Source organism: Herbidospora sp. NBRC 101105 (assembly GCF_030269205.1).
Classification (GTDB): Bacteria; Actinomycetota; Actinomycetes; order Streptosporangiales; family Streptosporangiaceae; genus Herbidospora; species Herbidospora solisilvae.
Genome location: NZ_BSSX01000003.1, coordinates 686,698 through 702,747, shown reverse-complemented (window position 1 = coordinate 702,747; position 16,050 = coordinate 686,698). Strand labels below are relative to the sequence as shown.

Here is a 16,050-nt window from a genome sequence, read left to right as displayed (position 1 = left end):
GACGTACAAGCTGAGCTATGCACTGTACATGTACGCCGTACAAGTACTCCGTATAGGGGGCCTGAGGAATGCGATCAAGATGGTGGGTGCTGGCGGCCGTGTCGCTGGCGACGTTCATGACCTACCTCGACAACAACGTGGTCAACGTCGCGCTGCCGACGATCGAGCAGGACCTGGGGCTGACGCTCGCCGGGCTCGAATGGATCGTGAGCGGCTACATCCTGGCCTTCGCCGGGCTGCTGCTGGCCGGCGGACGGCTGGCCGACGTCTTCGGCCTGCGCGTCATGTTCTTCATCGGCCTGGCCGTGTTCACCGCCTCCTCGGTGGCCGCCGGGCTGGCCGGGTCGCAGGAGACGCTGATCGCGGCGCGGGTCGCGCAGGGCGTGGGCGCCGCCCTGGTGACGCCCACGTCGCTGGCGCTGATCAGGGCCACGTTCGTCGACGCGCGCGAACGCGCCACGGCCGTGGGCATCTGGGGCGCCGTCTCCGCGCTGGCGCTGGCCGTCGGGCCGCTGACCGGCGGCGTGCTCAGCGAGAACATCAGCTGGGGCTGGATCTTCCTGATCAACCTGCCCATCGGCGTCGCGGTGGCCGTGATCGCCGGCGTCGCCCTGCCGGCCGGCACCCGGACCCGAGGGGTCCGCATCGACGTGCCGGGCGTGCTCAGCTCCTCGATCGCGCTGTTCGCGCTGACCTTCGCGCTCATCGAGGGCGAAGGCGAGGGCTGGACCTCCGGGCTCATCCTGGGCTCGTTCGCGGTGGCCGCCGTCGCGTTCGCGGCGTTCCTGACGATCGAGTGGCGCAGCCGTGAGCCCATGATCGACCTGCGCCTGTTCCGCTCACGCGTGTTCAGCGGCGGCCTGCTGTCGATGGGCCTGTGGGCGTTCGGCGTGTTCGGGATCTACTTCTTCACCGCGATCTACCTGCAGAGCGCGCTCGGCTTCAGCCCGACCGAGGCCGGGGCGGGCTTCGTGCCGATGGCGCTGCTCATGGCGGCCGTCGCGGTCTTCTCGCCGCAACTGGCGCGGCGCATCGGCACCGGGCCGTCGGTCGCCGCCGGGCTCGCCCTGATGGTCGTCGCGATGGCGGGCCTGTCGAGCACCGGCGCGGGCTCGACCTATCTCGACCTGCTGCCCTGGTTCCTGGTCTTCGGCGCGGGCGGCGGCATGCTGGTGCCGCTGACCGACGTGATCATCGGCGCGGTGCCCGCCGACCGGGCCGGGGTCGCCTCCGGCACGCTCAACGTCTCCCGCGAGGTCTTCGGACTGCTCGGGATCACCATCCTCGGCGCGGTCCTGAACGCCCGCCAGACCGCCCCGACGATGACCGCGTTCCTGGACGCCTACCAGTTCACGCTGCTCATCGCCGCGGCGATCGTCGCGGCCGGGGTCCCGGTCGCCCTGTACGCCCTCCGCAAGGACCGGACCGTCGAGACGGTCACCGAGGACGACCGGGACCCGGCGCTGGTCTAGCTGCCGATCTTCTTGCCGTGCTTGTGCCAGGCCACCACGACCGACGGACGGGGCTGCGAGGTCCCGCCGTCGGGGAAGTGGGAGATCGGGGCGGCCGGCGAGGCGCCGGTGCCCTCACCCGGGTGCTGCACGGCGACGAAGACCGACCGCTGGTCCTCCGAGACCAGCGGGCCGCAGCACTCGGCGCCCTTGGGCATCGTGAGGAACTGGCGGACGTGACCCTTGTCCTTGCCGCGGACCGGCACGGCGAACAGGCCGTCGTGGGTCCCCAGGGCGTTGCCGTCCGTGGAGATCCAGAGGTTGCCGTCCTTGTCGAAGGTCACGTTGTCGGGGCAGGAGATCGGCGAGACCTTGGTCTTGTCGAAGCCGCCGAAGTAGGTGCCCGGGTCGTTGGGGTCGCCGCAGACCAGCGGCAGCGTCCACGCGAAGGTCAGCGCCGCGGCGTCGTCGCGATTCTCGGCGATCTCCAGGATGTGGCCGTGCTTGTTGTTGAGGCGCGGGTTGGCCTCGTCGGGGCCGGAGGTGCGCGCGGTGTTGTTGGTCAGGGCCACGAACACGGTGCCGGTGACCGGGTTGCGCTCCATGTCCTCCGGGCGGTCCATCTTGGTCGCGCCGACCTTGTCGGCGGCCAGGCGGGTGAAGACCAGGACCTGCTCGGCGGTCATCCCCGCGACGTACGACCTGGTGCCGCTGACCAGCGGGATCCACTTGCCGACGCCGTCGAAGGCCTTGTCCTTGGGCAGCTTGCCGGTGCCGTCGATCTCGGCGGCCGGGCTGTCGCCGGTGAACTGGGCGACGTAGAGGGTGCCGTTGTCGAGCAGCGTCCGGTTGTGGCGGTCGTTGCCCGGGACGTAGCGGTCCTTCGACACGAACTTGTAGATGTACTCGAACCGCGAGTCGTCACCCATGTACGCGACCAGACGGCCGTCCCGGCTGATGGTCGTGGTGGCCGCCTCGTGGGCCATCCGGCCGAGCGCGGTGCGCTTGATCGGGGTCGAGTCGGGGTCGGTCGGGTCGATCTCGACGATCCAGCCGAAGCGGTTGGCCTCGTTGGGGTGCTTCGACAGGTCGAAGCGCTCGTCGACGCGGTCCCAGCGGCGGCCGCCGAGCGCGGCGGGGAAGGCATAGCGGGTCAGCCCGGCCTGGGCCTCCGCGGGCGCCTTGCCGGCGTTCACGAAGTACTGGTTGAAGTTCTCCTCGGCGGTCAGCACGGTGCCCCACGGGGTGGTGCCGCCGGCGCAGTTGTTCAGCATGCCCTTGACGACGCGGCCGCTCGGGTCGGCGGCGGTCTTCAGCAGGCTGGAACCGGCGGCCGGGCCGGTGAACCTCATCTCGGTGTGGGCCGTGATGCGGCGGTTGTAGCGGCGCGGGCCCGCGGTGACGAGTTCCCAGCGGCCGGTGTTGCCGCGCCGCCGGACCTCGACCACCGAACCGCCGTGGGCGTTCATCGCGATGGCGATCTGCTCGGGGGTGGCGTTGTCGCCGTTGGTGTAGCCGCGGAACATCAGCTCTTCGTTGGTGTACTCGTGGTTCACCCACAGCAGCCCGCGGTCGCGGCCGAGCTGGAACAGCGTCACGAAGTCGCAGTTGTAGCCGAACTGCCTGGCCTGCGCGTCGGGCGTCTGGGCCTCGAAGTCGAACGCCGGCGCACCCGGGACGACCGGGTCGCCCCACCGGACCACGACCGCCGACTCGTAGCCGTTGGGCACGGTGACCTGGTCGTTGGTGTTCGGCGCGACCGGTGTGAAGGTCAGGCCGCCCTTGTAGGGGTGGGCGCCGCCGTTGTGCCAGTTGCCGCCCTTGTTCCACCAGTCGAGGGTGAACTTGTCGTCGGCGGCGGCGGGGGTCGCGGCGCCGACGACGCCGGCCGACAGGACCAGCGCGCCCAGCGCGCCGGCGCGCAGCGCGCCACGGCGGGACATGTCGGCGACGACGTCACCGAAGTAGGCGTTCTCACTGGTGTTGGGCACGTCGTGGAAACAGGCGTCGCCACAGCGGTATTTGCAGGTCATGGCGCTGCGGCCGCCCGGGTGGGCCGGCGTCAGCAGCGGCAGGGATCGACGCGGTGACGGGTTCGTCACAGCTCCTCCAAAAGGGTCGCGCGGGATCGGGGGAACGGCCCAGACGGCGCAGGTCCCCGCCCGGACCGTATTGTCGGCGACCGAAGTGAAGGTGAACGTCGACCGCCACGCCGGTGAACGATCCCCACGCGCCACAATGGGCACATGCCGCCCCGCCGCCAGGACCCCGCCCGCGTTCGCGCAGCTCTCGACGCCCAGTTGGCGGATCTCGGCCTGCCGCCGTTCGACGGCCCCGACCACGCCGCGGGTCCGGCCGTGGTGGCGGCGGTGGTGTCCGCGTACGGCCGGGAGACGGCGCCCCAGCGCGAGGCGCTGCGCGCGGCCGTGCGCTTCCTGCTCGACGAGCTCGTGGCGAGGGCGCCCGGCCGGACCGTGGAGGTGCGGGTGCCGCCGTTCGCCGCCGTCCAGTGCGTCGAGGGGCCCCGGCACACTCGGGGCACTCCCCCGAACGTCGTCGAGACCGACCCCCACACGTGGATCACGCTGGCCACCGGCCGTGAGGGCTGGCCGGCGGCCGTGGCCGACGGGCGGGTCAGGGCGAGCGGCGGCCGGGCCGACCTGTCGCCCTACCTCCCGCTCGTCTAGTAGCCGCCCTCCTCGATCGGCGCGTTGATCTTCCGCTGGACGCACTGCTGCGACGACTCCTGCGTCGGGTGGAGCCGGGTGTCGAAACACTCCGCGATGTTGTTCTGGTTGGCCCAGTTGACCACCACGCCGATGATGATCGCGCCTATCACCAGCGTCAGGATGCTCAGGATCAGGCCGACGACGGCCCGACCCTTGTTCGACCGCTTCGCGATCGCGATGATGCCGACGATCACGCCGGCCACCGCCACCAGCAGCCCGAGGCCGCAGACCAGCAGCAGCACGATCGCCACGATGCCCAGCACCAGCGCGGCCGTGCCCAGCCCGCCCTTGGACGGCGGTTTCTCGCCGTAGGGCCCCGCGGGATAGGGCGCCTGCGGGTAGGAGGTCGGCTGGTAGGCGCTCGGCCCGGAGGGGCCCGGCTGAGCCGGCGACGGCCGATAGGGCGGCGGGCCCTCGGGCGGCATCTCCGCGCGGTGTCCCGGCTGGTTCTCCGGTCGATCCTCAGGCCGGTCCTCCCGTCGGCCCGGGTCGGGCCCGAGGGAACCGCCGGGGTGGTTCTGGGCACTGAAGACCGCGGTGTCCTCGGCGTCCGGCGACGGCCTGCCCGGGGCCTGTTCGGGCGGAACGTCCCAGGGCATGCGCCGCTTGGGCTGGTCGTCCCTCGGCTCGTCAGGAGTGGTCATGTTCCTCTCACTTCCCCTGCGGGGCCGGGGGTACGGCGGCCGACACGGCAAAGCACTGGTGATCGTTTCGCCGGGTTCAGCCCACCCGGGGGTTCGAGCAGCCGAGAGGCCGAAATAGACTCAAGCATGTGCTGAAGGGCGACGGCCATCTGAGCCATGACCTTGACCCCCTCGACCAAGGCCCCAAAGACGCCTGTGGCGTCTTCGGCGTCTGGGCTCCGGGGGAGGACGTCTCCAAACTCACCTACTACGGGCTGTACGCGTTGCAGCACCGCGGCCAGGAGTCCGCGGGCATCGCGGTCAGCGAGGGCAGCCGCATCCTCGTCTACAAAGACATGGGCCTGGTGGCCCAGGTCTTCGACGAGTCGATTCTCGGCACCCTCAAGGGACACCTGGCCATCGGGCACTGCCGCTACTCCACCACCGGTTCGAGTGTGTGGGAGAACGCGCAGCCCACACTGAGCTCGACCGACGTGGGCGGCCTCGCGCTGGCCCACAACGGCAACCTGATCAACACCGGCGAGCTCGCCGAGCGGGTGGCCCCCGGCACCATCAGGGCCACCACCGACAGCGAGATCCTCACCGCGATCCTGGCCAAAGACCGCTCCGAGCCGATCGACGAGGCGGCCGCCCGGCTGCTGCCGATGGTCCGCGGCGCCTACTCACTCGTCTTCATGGACGAGAAGACGCTCTACGCGGCCCGAGACCCCCAGGGCATCCGTCCGCTCGTCCTGGGCCGTCTGGAGCGCGGCTGGGTGGTGGCCTCCGAGACGGCCGCCCTCGACATCGTCGGCGCGACGTTCCAGCGTGAGGTCGAGCCGGGCGAGCTCCTCACCATCGACGAGCGCGGGGTCAAGTCGCAGCGGTTCGCCCCGGCCGACCCCAAGGGCTGCCTGTTCGAATACGTCTACCTGGCCCGCCCCGACACCACGATCGCCGGGCGGGGCGTCCAGGCGACCCGGGTCGAGGTCGGCCGCCGGCTGGCCCGCGAACACCCCGTCGACGCCGACCTGGTGATCCCGACCCCCGAGTCGGGCACCCCGGCCGCGATCGGCTACGCCGAGCAGAGCGGCATCCCCTACGGCCAGGGGCTGGTGAAGAACTCCTACGTCGGCCGGACCTTCATCCAGCCGTCCCAGACGATCCGCCAGCTCGGCATCCGGCTGAAGCTGAACCCGCTGAAGGAGATCGTCCAGGGCAAGCGCCTGGTGGTCGTCGACGACACGATCGTGCGCGGCAACACCCAGCGGGCGATCGTGAAGATGCTCCGCGAGGCCGGGGCGACCGAGGTCCACGTGCGCATCTCGGCCCCGCCGGTGGCCTGGCCCTGCTTCTACGGCATCGACTTCGCCACCCGCGCCGAACTGCTGGCCGGTTCGATGAACGTCGAGGAGATCCGCGAGCACCTGGGCGCCGACTCCCTCGGCTACATCTCGATGGAAGGCCTCACCGAGGCCACCACCATCCCGGCCCAGAAGCTCTGCCGGGCCTGCTTCGACGGCAGCTACCCCATCCCGATCGACCAGGACAAGGTCGGCAAGTACGTCCTGGAGGCCCGCGCATGACCTCGTACGCCGCCGCCGGTGTCGACATCGAGGCCGGTGACCGCGCCGTCGAGCTGATGAAGTCGAAGGTGGCCCGCTCCCGGCGCCCCGAGGTGGTCGACGACGCCAGCGGGTTCGCGGGCCTGTTCGACGTGTCGGCCCTGCTGAAATACCGCCGCCCGCTGCTGGCGACCTCGACCGACGGGGTCGGCACCAAGGTCATGCTGGCGTCCAGGCTCGGCAAGCACGACACGATCGGCATCGACCTGGTCGGCATGGTCGTCGACGACCTGGTGGTCTGCGGCGCCGAGCCGCTGTTCATGACCGACTACATCGCCTGCGGCAAGGTGGTGCCCGAGCGCGTCGCCGAGATCGTCGGAGGCGTCGCCGAAGGTTGCCGCCAGGCCGGCTGCGCCCTGGTCGGCGGCGAGACCGCCGAACACCCGGGCGCGATGGGCCCCGACGACTACGACCTCGCGGGCGCCGGAACCGGCGTGGTCGAGGCCGACGAGCTGCTCGGTCCCAACCGGGTCCGCGCGGGCGACGTCGTGCTGGCGATGGCGTCGTCGGGGGTGCACTCCAACGGCTACTCGCTGGTCCGCCACATCATCAAGACGGCGGGCCTGGGCCTGGAGTCGCAGATCCCCGAGTTCGGCCGCACCCTCGGCGAGGAGCTGCTCGAACCGACCCGGATCTACTCGCTCGACTGCCTGGCCCTGACCCGTCACGTGCCGGTGCGGGCCTACGCCCACATCACCGGCGGCGGCCTGACCGCCAACCTGGCCCGCTCGCTGCCCGGGAGTGTCGACGCCGTCCTCGACCGCTCGTCGTGGACGGTCCCGCCGGTGTTCACGGTCCTCGGCGAGGCCGGGAAGGTGCCGCGGGCCGAGCTCGACAAGACCTTCAACCTGGGCGTCGGCATGGCCGCGATCGTCCCGGCGGAAGACGCCGACAGGGCACTGGAACTCCTCGCCACCCGCGGCGTGCCGTCGTGGGTGCTCGGCGAGATCGTGCCGGGCACGGGCGAAGCGCGGTACCGCTGAGGAGAAACACGAAAGGCCGCCTGGTGGTTGGTTGCCACCGGGCGGCGCTCTCGGTCTCGTATGGAAATGACTGTATGCACTCCGGTCACCCGGAGTGCGGGACCCTCACGAGGTCGCGCGGAAAACACCCGGCGTGGCGAACCGCGCCGGGCGTGATCAACGCTGGGTCAGGTGCCGCTCAACGACGGCCCCCGGATGAGGAGTCGTCCTCATCATCCTCGTCATCGACGTTGGCGTAGTCGGCGTACCGCTCGGCCAACTCGTCATAAGGGTCGTGCTCGTCTGTGCGGTCGGAATCGACATGTTCCTCGACTCCGAGCTCCGCGCGCAGGCGCTCAAGATCGGTGCCGCCGCTGTTGTACTTCAGCTGGCGGGCAACCTTGACCTGCTTGGCCTTGGCTCGGCCGCGCCCCATTGGCTCGACCCCCTCATGCGGGGTCGTGCCCGACCCCTCGTCGCTAACGCACCACGCACTGACGCCACCTGACTTTGGACGTCAGCCATTCGTTCGCCTACAACCGTACCTGTTTTGCGCCCCGCTCGGTACGCCGTATGCGCGTCGGCGGTCACCGGCCCAGCCAAATACCCCTAAGCCGCCCGACTTCCGACATTCTGCGCTCCGCCAGCCTATCTGCTGCGACGGCCGGTGGAACGCCTTCGTCGTCGGCGATGGCGAAGATTTTCAGGGTCGTGTCGAAGATCTGACCCGCCCGCGCCCTCGCCCTGTCCATGTCGAATCCGGCGATCTCATCAGCGACCTGGATCACTCCCCCCGAATTCACCACGTAGTCGGGGGCGTAGAGGATGCCGCGGTCGGCGAGTTGCTTCTCGACCCCGGGGTGGGCGAGCTGGTTGTTGGCCCCGCCGCAGACGATCTTCGCCCGGAGCTCGGCCACCACCGTGTCGTCGAGGGCGCCGCCGAGGGCGCAGGGGGCGTACACGTCGATGTCGCTCCGCTTCAGGGCCGCGGCGTCGGAGACGACCTCGACCTGCGGGTGCCGCTGGCGGATCCGGCCGACCGCGAGTTCGTCGACGTCGCAGACCACGACCTCGCCGCCCTCGTCGAGAATGTGTTCCACCAGCCGGTGGCCGACCTTGCCGACCCCCTCGACGCCGACCCGGCGCCCGCGCAGCGAGGTCTCGCCGAAGGCGTGCCGGGCGGCGGCCCGCATGCCCTGGTAGACGCCGTAGGCGGTGAGGATCGAGCTGTCGCCGGCGCCGCCGTTGGCCGGGGTGCGGCCGGTGACGTAGGAGCACTCGCGGGCGATGACGTCCATGTCCTCGCTGTAGGTGCCCACGTCGCAGGCGGTGTAGTAGCGGCCGCCGAGCGACTGGACGAACTTGCCGTAGGCCCGCAGCAGGGCCTCGGACTTGTCGGTCGCGGGGTCACCGATGATCACCGCTTTGCCGCCGCCGTGGTCGAGGCCGGCGAGCGCGTTCTTGTACGCCATCGCCCGCGACAGGTTCAGCACGTCGGCCAGCGCGGCGGATTCGTCGGGGTAGGGATAGAAACGTGTTCCACCCAGGCCGGGGCCCAGGGCGGTGTTGTGGACGGCGATGATCGCGTAGAGGCCTGACTTGTCGTCGGCGCAGAACACGACCTGTTCGTGACGGGTCTGGTCCTTGTGGGAGAGCCCGAAGACGTCGGTCACTTTGGTGACTCCTGATCGTCTCTGTCCGCCGCTCCGTCGCGGCGGTTCCACCTTCCAGCGTAGCGACGATCATGGATTACGGAACGCCACCCAATGCGTTACGCGGCGTGGCATGGCACGATGCCGTTGTGCTGCCCTACGCCGCGTATCTCCGCGTCTATGAGCCGCTGAGCGCCTTCTCCGAGCAGGATCGCCTTCGGTGGAACGCCTATGCCCAGAATCCGCGGCGGCCCCGCCGCGCGGGCGCCCTCGCGGTGGAGCACGAGGAGTCGATTCGCCGGCTGTTGCGGGTCCCACCCGCCCCGGCGCCGGCGGCGGAGAGTCACAACGCCTATCTGCGCCGGGTCGACGGCGTCCTCTACGTCTGCCCGTGGCAGACCCGGCTGCGGTCGTGGCTGGCCTTCGCCTCCTGGCGGGGCAGCCTGCCGACCAAGCTGGCCGACCGCTTCGTACCCCCGCCGGTCGCCGAGCGCACGGCCGACGAGTTCGACGCCTTCAAGCGCGGCGAGCCGTCGCTGCGCACGCACATCATGACGAGCACCTGGCACGTCCCGACGCCCTGGTTCGTGCCGTTCGACTCCGCCGAGCGGTGGCTGGTCCTGAACGGCGAGCAGGAGCCCGAGTCGTCGACCGGGATGACCATGGCCCCGGCCAGGAACATGCTCTACGTCACCTCGATGGCCCAGGCCAGGAAGCGGGTCGCCCGCGCCCTGGTGGTCATCCGCCGTCACGTGGGCGACGTCGACACGCTGACCGACGTCGAGGAGGTGGGCCGCTGGCTGGAGGAGTTCCACCCCCACTCGCTGGTGGAGCTCGACTACGGCGGCATCGTCCACCTCATGGACGACGCGACCCTCCAGGCCGACCAGTCGGTGGCCGAGCTGGCCGCCGCTCTCACGGGTTTGGACAACGGTCAGGAAGAACTTGCCTTCGCCATGTACCAGCGCGTGATCCTCCGATGGCGGTCAGTGCAGAGCCTCGAATCGGCTAACTGACCGTAATCACTCGACGCTGACCTGCAACGTTGGGTCAGGAGATGCACGATCTCACAACTGCGAACTGAGTAGTTTGCCGTTTTCACTGCGATACCACGAAACGTGTCGCTAGAATCACCGAGCGTGACATCAACACGTGGTCGAGACGTTGTGCCCAGAGGGCTCGCCAATCGCGCTACGTGGCTGTATGGTCACATCGGGTGATGCCGCAAATGGTCCGTGAAACCGCACGTTATGGATCATTGAGGGACATCCCGTGACAAGCGCAGATATAAGTCGCAGGATCGCTGTCGCCGGTCCACACGGAGGAGAGGCCGCACAAATGTCAGCTCGTACACCCGAGGCCGAGCCACTGCTCACCCCGGCGGAGGTCGCAACGATGTTCCGGGTCGACCCCAAGACCGTCACGCGGTGGGCGAAGGCCGGCAAGTTGACGTCCATCCGCACGCTCGGTGGGCACCGGCGTTACCGGGAGACCGAGGTGAGGGCGCTGCTGGCGGGAATTCCGCAGCAGCGTTCGGAGTAACGCAGCGGGGGGTCGCAACCACGAGGGGGATGGCGCGCTCGCGTCAGTGAGCGCGTCCAACAGCCGCACACCTGCAGTAGGGGTGTGGAAAGGCGCCGCCCGCCCGGCGCCAACCCCAACCGGTTCCGTGGCCCCTCCCGCTCCGTCCTGACAGCTTTCTCAAGGATCGAGACAACTCGGCCGTACCTTATTCGGCTCTCGATCGTTCTTCTTGGCAGGTGCACATCCGCGCATCGTGGGGAGAACCATGTCAGGACCGTCCATGCAGACCACTGCCCGGCGCGACATCGCGGTACCCGGACCTACCGGACTCGACGGATTCAGTCCACGGCCACGGCCGACGATTCGCAACGTAGCCGAGCGCGCGGGCGTCTCTAAGTCCCTGGTCTCGCTGGTCCTTCGCGGCTCACCTCATGTGAGCGAACATCGCCGTGAGGCGGTTCTGCAGGCGGCCAGGGAGCTGGGATACCGGCCCAACGCCGTCGCCCGCAGTCTCGTCGAAGGCCGCACTCATCTCGTCGGCGCCCTCGTCGCCGACCTGCACAACCCGTTCTACGCCGAGTTCCTCGACGGCCTCCAGGAGAGCCTCCACGGTGAGGGCCTGCGGCTGCTCATCGGCTCCGGCCGCTTCGACCCGGCGTTCGAGGACGAAGCCGTCGAGGCCTTCCTCGAACTGCGCGTCGACGGGCTGGTGCTGCTGGGGGTCGCCCCGTCCAGCGACACGCTGGCCGAGGCCGCCGCCTACACGCCCACCGTCGTCGTCGGAGAACGCGACGTCGACCTCGAGAGCGTCGACATCGTCGTCGACGACGACCAGCTCGGCGCGCGTCTGGCGGTCGACCATCTGGTCGAGCTCGGACACCGCCGGATCGCCCACATCGAGGGCACCCCCTCCTCCGCGGCCCGCTGCCGCTGCGAGGGTTACCTGGTGGCGATGCGCCGGCACGCGCTGGCGCCGTACATCATGGTCGAGCACGGCGACTTCACCGAGGAGGGCGGCCGCCGCGCGGCGATGGCCCTGCTCGAGCGCGACCCCCGGCCGACCGCCATCTTCGCCGCCAACGACGTCGTCGCCCTCGGGGTGCTCACCGCCGCCAGCGAGCTCGGGCTGCGGGTCCCCGAAGACCTGTCGGTCGTCGGCTACGACAACACCCACCTGGCCGCCGTCCACCACATCTCGCTGACGTCGGTCGACCAGCCGCGCCGCGCGATGGGCCGCTCGGCCGCCGCGCTGCTCAGCGACCGGATCTCCGAGCCGGGCAAGAACTCCCGCCTGCGCCAGGTGACCCCGCAGCTCATCACCCGCCGCAGCACTGGCCCCGCGCCAAAGGATTCCCAAAGCTAGGTCAACCGGTCCGGCGTCGGGTCACGGTCCGTGTTGACTCGGGCCACGACGCCGGACGGTAGAGATCTGGGGGAATTCAATGCGTGATCCAGAGTTGGTCTCCTGTGCCCAGCGCGCGGCGGCCGAACTCGAACGGGCCTGGGGCCACTGGCGGCATTCCCGGGGCCACGGCGAAACGGGCGACGAATCCGTGGCCAGCTACGTGGCGCATTCGATCGACCACCCGTGGGGACGGCCCCGGGTCGTCCTCGGCCTCGACGCCGAGGAGGCCCGCGAACTCGCGGCCCTGCTGCAGATCCAGGGCCCGGGCTCTGGGTGATCTGCATCCTTTACTCACATAACGGCCAGGTCACGGGCAGGGAACGCGTAGGTTGGGTGCTTGTAGTGCCCGCCTGCGAGAGGACCCACCGTGATGAAGACTCGTCCGGCGCTCGCCGCCGCCGCTCTGGCCGTGATCGGTCTGGGGACCGCCGCGTGCGGTGGCGGGGTGGCCGCGGGTGCCGAGTCCGCCCCGGCCGCCGTTCAGAAGAGCACTGCTGAAGCGGTCGCCGCCCCCGCGCAGGCTCCCGCCAAACCGCTCGCGGGCAAGGTCGTCGTGATCGACCCGGGTCACAACGGCGGCAACTACAAGCGCCCCGACGTCATCAACAAGCAGGTCGACGTGCTGACCCAGAAGAAGGCCTGCGACACGACCGGCACCGCGACCAACGACGGCTACTCCGAGGCCGCGTTCACCTGGGACGTCTCGGTCCGCCTCGCCAAGCTCCTGCGGGCCGAGGGCGCCACGGTCAAGCTGACCCGTGACGACAACACCGGCGTCGGGCCGTGCATCACCCAGCGCGCCGCGATCGGCAACAAGGCCAAGGCCGACCTGGCCATCTCGATCCACGCCGACGGCGCCGGCTCGACCAGTCACGGCTTCCACGTCATCATGCCGAAGAAGATCAACGGCCCGGTCGACCCGGTGGTCGCCAAGTCGGCCAAGCTCGGCCTCGCCGTGCGCAACGCGGTGAAGAAGCAGACCGGCATGCCCTATGCCAACTACATCGGCAAGAACGCCCTCGACTACCGCTCCGACCTCGGCGGCCTGAACCTGTCGACGGTGCCGAAGGTCTTCATCGAGTCGGGCAACATGCGCAACGCCGGCGACGCCGCCAAGATGAAGAGCTCCTCCTGGCGGCAGGACCTCGCCGAGGCGCTGGCGAGCAGCTTCCAGACCTATCTGAAGTAATCCATGATCGAGGGCATGCACCAGTTCCTGCCTGCCCCCCGGTCCGTCGAACCCCTGCCGGGCGCGTTCCCGCTGGCGCCCGGTTTCGGCGTCGCCGGGGACCTCGCCGAACCGGTCCGGCGGGCGCTCGCGACGCTCGGCCCCGTCGTCGGCGGCCAGCCGGTTTCGGTACGCCGCCACGGCGCCCCCGAGTCGTCCACCCTGACCGTGACGGCCGACGGCGTCGAGATCGTCGCGGGCGACGCGGCGGGCGCCTTCTACGCCGCGCAGACATTGCGCCAGTTGCTCCCTGACGACGTCTTCCGCGCCGTTTCCCCGCTTTCCGCATATGACGTCCCCTGCGTCCGTGTCGAGGACGCTCCGGCGCTCTCATGGCGTGGCGCGCACCTGGACGTCTCCCGGCACTTCCTGCCCAAGCACGACGTGCTGCGCATGATCGACCTGCTGGCGATGCACAAGCTCAACCGGCTCCACCTCCACCTGGCCGACGACCAGGGCTGGCGGGTGGAGTCGCGGGCCTACCCGCGCCTGCACGAGATCGGCTCCCACCGCGCCCAGACGATCACCTCACGCAAGGGCGAGCCGGACGCCTACGACGGAATCCCCCACGGGGGCTTCTACACGCTCGACGATCTGCGGGAGATCGCGGCCTATGCCCGGCAGCGGGCGGTCACGGTCGTGCCGGAGATCGACGTTCCGGGCCACGCGTCGGCGATCCTGGCCGCCTATCCGGAGTTCGGGGCCGACCCGTCGCAGCGGCACACGGTTTTGGAGCGCTGGGGCATCTCCCCCGCGATCCTCGCCCCGCTGCCCAAGACGATCGACTTCCTGGCCACGGTGTTCGACGAGATCCTCGGCGCGCTCGGCCAGACCCCGTTCTTCCACATCGGCGGCGACGAGTGCGTGCTGGACGCCTGGGCCGCCTCCACCGAGATCACCGCCTTCCGGCACGCCCGGGGCCTGGCCACGCCCGCAGACCTGCACGCCTGGTTCCTGCGGCGGCTGGCCGACCTGCTGGCCGAGCGGGGCAGCCGGGCGGTGGTGTGGGATGAGGCGTTCGTCAGCGGCATGTTGCGCGAGGACACGATCGTGATGCCCTGGCGCGGCATGAACGTCGCCCGGCGGGCCGCCGCCGCGGGCCACGACGTGGTGCTCACGCCGGTGTTCCCGCTCTACTTCGACTACGCCGAGGCGGCCTCGGCCGGCGAACCGGCCGCGCTGGGCGAGACGATCACCGTGGCCGACGTCGCCGCCTTCGACGTCTCGGGCTACCTTGGTGCGCAGTTCCAGCTCTGGTCGGAGTACATCCCCGACGGCCGCACCCTCGACTACAAGGCGTGGCCGCGGGGTTGCGCCATGGCCGAGATCGCCTGGACGGGCCGCCCGGCCGGGCCGGACTTCCCGGGCCGCCTGGAACGCCATCTCGGCCGCCTCGACGCGGCGGGCGTCGGCTACCGCCCGCTCGACGGACCCCGGCCGTGGCAGCGGTCACGCCCCCACACGCCGGGCCGGGTCGACGTGGCCGCCGTCATGCGCCATCTCGACGAGCTGACGTTGTCAGCCGACTCGACCCGCCCGAGCATGTAGGTCGCGTACCGAAGACAGACCGTGGCGCTTCAACCGGCGGGCCAGCTGCCGGTTGATGTCGAAGGCCCACAGCGGGCCGCCGTAGATGAGGCCGGTGTAGCCCTGGACCAGCGTGGCGCCGGCCAGCAGGCGCTCCCAGACGTCGTCGACGTCTTCCACACCGCCGACGGAGACCAGCACGAGGCGGTCGCCGACCTTGGCGTGGAGGCGGCGCAGCACCTCCAGCGACCGGTCTTTCAGCGGGCGGCCGGACAGGCCGCCGGTCTCGGTGCTGGAGACGCCCGCGCGGCTGATCGTGGTGTTGGTCGCGATGATGCCGGCCAGGCCCAGTTCGGCGGCGAGCTCGGCGACCTCGTCGATGTCCTCGTCGGCCAGGTCGGGGGCGATCTTCACCAGCAGCGGGGTGCGCCCGGCGACCGCCTTGACCTCGGTCAGCAGGGGGCGCAGCAGGTCGACCGCCTGGAGGTTGCGCAGGCCGGGGGTGTTGGGCGAGGAGACGTTCACGACCAGGTAGTCGGCCAGGCCCGCGAGGACCTTGGCGCTGGCGACGTAGTCGCGGGTGGCCTCCTCTTCGGGGACGACCTTGGTCTTGCCGATGTTCACCCCCACCACGGCGGGCACCCCGCGGACCCGCTTCAACCGGCGGGCGGCCGCCTTGGCGCCCTCGTTGTTGAAGCCCATCCGGTTGATGATCGCCTTCTCCGGGACCAGCCGGAACAGGCGCGGCCGGGCGTTGCCGGGCTGGGCGTGGGCCGTGATCGTGCCGACCTCGACGTGGCCGAACCCGAGCGCGGCCAGCGCCGGGACGCACTCGGCGTTCTTGTCGAAGCCTGCGGCGAGCCCGAAGGGCGTCGGGAAGTGCACCCCGAACGCCTGGACCCGCAGGGACTCGTCACGGGGGGCCAGCAAGGCGTGGAGGATCCGCTTCACGACCGGCAGGACCGACAGGGTCGCCAGCAGGCGGATCGTCAGATGGTGGATCTTCTCCGCGTCGGTGCGGCGCAGGACCCAGGTGAAGAGCATTCGGTACGACATCACCGGCCAGCGTATCCATTTCGAGGTACCGGTCGAAGTCGAGCAGCCGCAGCAGCCGGATCACCCCGTCGGGCGGGTTCGCGATGGAGACCCGCCCGCGGGCCCTGCGGTGCGCCCAGAGCAGCGTCCGGGCGCCCGCGACGTCGATGAACGTCACCTTGGCCAGGTCGAGCCGCAGATGCGCGGCCCGTCCGGCCCTCCAGACGGCGCGGCGGAGTTCCACGGCGCCGAAGACGTCGAGATCACCTTGCATGATGATCGTGGTCAT

Annotated in this window: 16 protein-coding genes; 10 read left to right on the top strand and 6 right to left on the bottom strand. The window is 70.2% G+C overall.

What is annotated here, in order from left to right:
• Window positions 1–68: 68 nt before the first annotated feature.
• Window positions 69–1,472: an MFS transporter gene (locus QSK34_RS17105; protein ID WP_285585282.1), complete on the top strand. Its 1,404-nt coding sequence runs from the start codon at window positions 69–71 to the stop codon at window positions 1,470–1,472.
• Here QSK34_RS17105 and QSK34_RS17100 read toward each other — a convergent pair.
• Window positions 1,469–3,553, bottom strand: a complete 2,085-nt coding sequence (locus QSK34_RS17100; protein ID WP_285585281.1) for a PhoX family protein — start codon at window positions 3,551–3,553, stop codon at window positions 1,469–1,471. The genes QSK34_RS17105 and QSK34_RS17100 overlap by 4 nt on opposite strands.
• Before the next feature lie 144 nt (window positions 3,554–3,697).
• On the opposite strand from QSK34_RS17100, the gene QSK34_RS17095 reads away from it, so the two are divergent.
• The gene (locus tag QSK34_RS17095; protein ID WP_285585280.1) at window positions 3,698–4,138 is read left to right on the top strand and encodes a sterol carrier family protein; all 441 of its coding nucleotides are present in this window, start codon (window positions 3,698–3,700) and stop codon (window positions 4,136–4,138) included.
• Here QSK34_RS17095 and QSK34_RS17090 read toward each other — a convergent pair.
• The gene (locus QSK34_RS17090) at window positions 4,135–4,824 is read right to left on the bottom strand and encodes a hypothetical protein (RefSeq protein ID WP_285585279.1); all 690 of its coding nucleotides are present in this window, start codon (window positions 4,822–4,824) and stop codon (window positions 4,135–4,137) included. The genes QSK34_RS17095 and QSK34_RS17090 overlap by 4 nt on opposite strands.
• A 128-nt stretch (window positions 4,825–4,952) precedes the next feature.
• Here QSK34_RS17090 and purF point away from each other — a divergent pair, with 128 nt between their 5' ends.
• Together purF and purM are read left to right on the top strand one after the other, a co-directional pair.
• Window positions 4,953–6,389 carry an amidophosphoribosyltransferase gene (purF, locus tag QSK34_RS17085; protein WP_161481144.1) on the top strand — a complete coding sequence of 479 codons (1,437 nt, stop codon included), beginning with the start codon at window positions 4,953–4,955 and terminating at the stop codon, window positions 6,387–6,389.
• Window positions 6,386–7,411: a phosphoribosylformylglycinamidine cyclo-ligase gene (purM, locus tag QSK34_RS17080; protein ID WP_285585278.1), complete on the top strand. Its 1,026-nt coding sequence runs from the start codon at window positions 6,386–6,388 to the stop codon at window positions 7,409–7,411. The genes purF and purM overlap by 4 nt, the downstream gene beginning before the upstream one ends.
• A 178-nt stretch (window positions 7,412–7,589) precedes the next feature.
• Here the strand turns inward: purM and QSK34_RS17075 are convergent, their stop codons facing one another.
• On the bottom strand, window positions 7,590–7,826 hold the full coding sequence (locus tag QSK34_RS17075; RefSeq protein WP_062356318.1) for a DUF3073 domain-containing protein: 237 nt from the start codon (window positions 7,824–7,826) through the stop codon (window positions 7,590–7,592).
• A gap of 151 nt (window positions 7,827–7,977) precedes the next feature.
• A complete protein-coding gene (locus QSK34_RS17070) occupies window positions 7,978–9,063 on the bottom strand; it encodes a Leu/Phe/Val dehydrogenase (RefSeq protein WP_285585277.1) in 1,086 nt (361 codons plus the stop codon).
• A gap of 128 nt (window positions 9,064–9,191) precedes the next feature.
• Between QSK34_RS17070 and QSK34_RS17065 the strand changes: the two genes are divergently transcribed.
• The 6 genes from QSK34_RS17065 (at window position 9,192) to QSK34_RS17040 (ending at window position 14,747) form a co-directional block, all read left to right on the top strand.
• The gene (locus QSK34_RS17065) at window positions 9,192–10,058 is read left to right on the top strand and encodes a DUF8083 family protein (RefSeq protein ID WP_161481223.1); all 867 of its coding nucleotides are present in this window, start codon (window positions 9,192–9,194) and stop codon (window positions 10,056–10,058) included.
• 322 nt (window positions 10,059–10,380) lie between these two features.
• Window positions 10,381–10,584: a developmental transcriptional regulator BldC gene (gene bldC / locus QSK34_RS17060; RefSeq protein WP_013133571.1), complete on the top strand. Its 204-nt coding sequence runs from the start codon at window positions 10,381–10,383 to the stop codon at window positions 10,582–10,584.
• A 247-nt stretch (window positions 10,585–10,831) separates the two neighbouring features.
• Window positions 10,832–11,929, top strand: coding sequence for a LacI family DNA-binding transcriptional regulator (locus QSK34_RS17055; protein ID WP_034385346.1), 1,098 nt, complete (start codon window positions 10,832–10,834; stop codon window positions 11,927–11,929).
• Window positions 11,930–12,008: 79 nt separating this feature from the next.
• Complete coding sequence (locus QSK34_RS17050; protein ID WP_285585260.1) at window positions 12,009–12,248, top strand: hypothetical protein; 240 nt, start codon at window positions 12,009–12,011, stop codon at window positions 12,246–12,248.
• 93 nt (window positions 12,249–12,341) lie between these two features.
• Entirely contained in the window at window positions 12,342–13,160 is an 819-nt protein-coding gene (locus QSK34_RS17045; protein ID WP_161481140.1) for an N-acetylmuramoyl-L-alanine amidase, read from the top strand.
• A gap of 15 nt (window positions 13,161–13,175) precedes the next feature.
• Window positions 13,176–14,747, top strand: a complete 1,572-nt coding sequence (locus tag QSK34_RS17040; RefSeq protein ID WP_285585258.1) for a beta-N-acetylhexosaminidase — start codon at window positions 13,176–13,178, stop codon at window positions 14,745–14,747.
• Here QSK34_RS17040 and QSK34_RS17035 read toward each other — a convergent pair.
• The gene (locus QSK34_RS17035; RefSeq protein ID WP_285585306.1) at window positions 14,718–15,719 is read right to left on the bottom strand and encodes a quinone-dependent dihydroorotate dehydrogenase; all 1,002 of its coding nucleotides are present in this window, start codon (window positions 15,717–15,719) and stop codon (window positions 14,718–14,720) included. The genes QSK34_RS17040 and QSK34_RS17035 overlap by 30 nt on opposite strands.
• On the bottom strand, window positions 15,640–16,050 hold the full coding sequence (locus tag QSK34_RS17030) for an STAS domain-containing protein (protein WP_285585256.1): 411 nt from the start codon (window positions 16,048–16,050) through the stop codon (window positions 15,640–15,642). The genes QSK34_RS17035 and QSK34_RS17030 overlap by 80 nt, the downstream gene beginning before the upstream one ends.

Coding starts and splice junctions, on each gene's coding strand:
- QSK34_RS17030 (WP_285585256.1), bottom strand. CDS start 16,050: ATGACCACGATCATCATGCAAGGTGATCTCGACGTCTTCGGCGCCGTG.
- QSK34_RS17050 (WP_285585260.1), top strand. CDS start 12,009: ATGCGTGATCCAGAGTTGGTCTCCTGTGCCCAGCGCGCGGCGGCCGAA.
- QSK34_RS17105 (WP_285585282.1), top strand. CDS start 69: ATGCGATCAAGATGGTGGGTGCTGGCGGCCGTGTCGCTGGCGACGTTC.
- QSK34_RS17095 (WP_285585280.1), top strand. CDS start 3,698: ATGCCGCCCCGCCGCCAGGACCCCGCCCGCGTTCGCGCAGCTCTCGAC.
- QSK34_RS17090 (WP_285585279.1), bottom strand. CDS start 4,824: ATGACCACTCCTGACGAGCCGAGGGACGACCAGCCCAAGCGGCGCATG.
- QSK34_RS17040 (WP_285585258.1), top strand. CDS start 13,176: ATGCACCAGTTCCTGCCTGCCCCCCGGTCCGTCGAACCCCTGCCGGGC.
- bldC (WP_013133571.1), top strand. CDS start 10,381: ATGTCAGCTCGTACACCCGAGGCCGAGCCACTGCTCACCCCGGCGGAG.
- purM (WP_285585278.1), top strand. CDS start 6,386: ATGACCTCGTACGCCGCCGCCGGTGTCGACATCGAGGCCGGTGACCGC.
- QSK34_RS17075 (WP_062356318.1), bottom strand. CDS start 7,826: ATGGGGCGCGGCCGAGCCAAGGCCAAGCAGGTCAAGGTTGCCCGCCAG.
- QSK34_RS17055 (WP_034385346.1), top strand. CDS start 10,832: ATGTCAGGACCGTCCATGCAGACCACTGCCCGGCGCGACATCGCGGTA.
- QSK34_RS17045 (WP_161481140.1), top strand. CDS start 12,342: ATGAAGACTCGTCCGGCGCTCGCCGCCGCCGCTCTGGCCGTGATCGGT.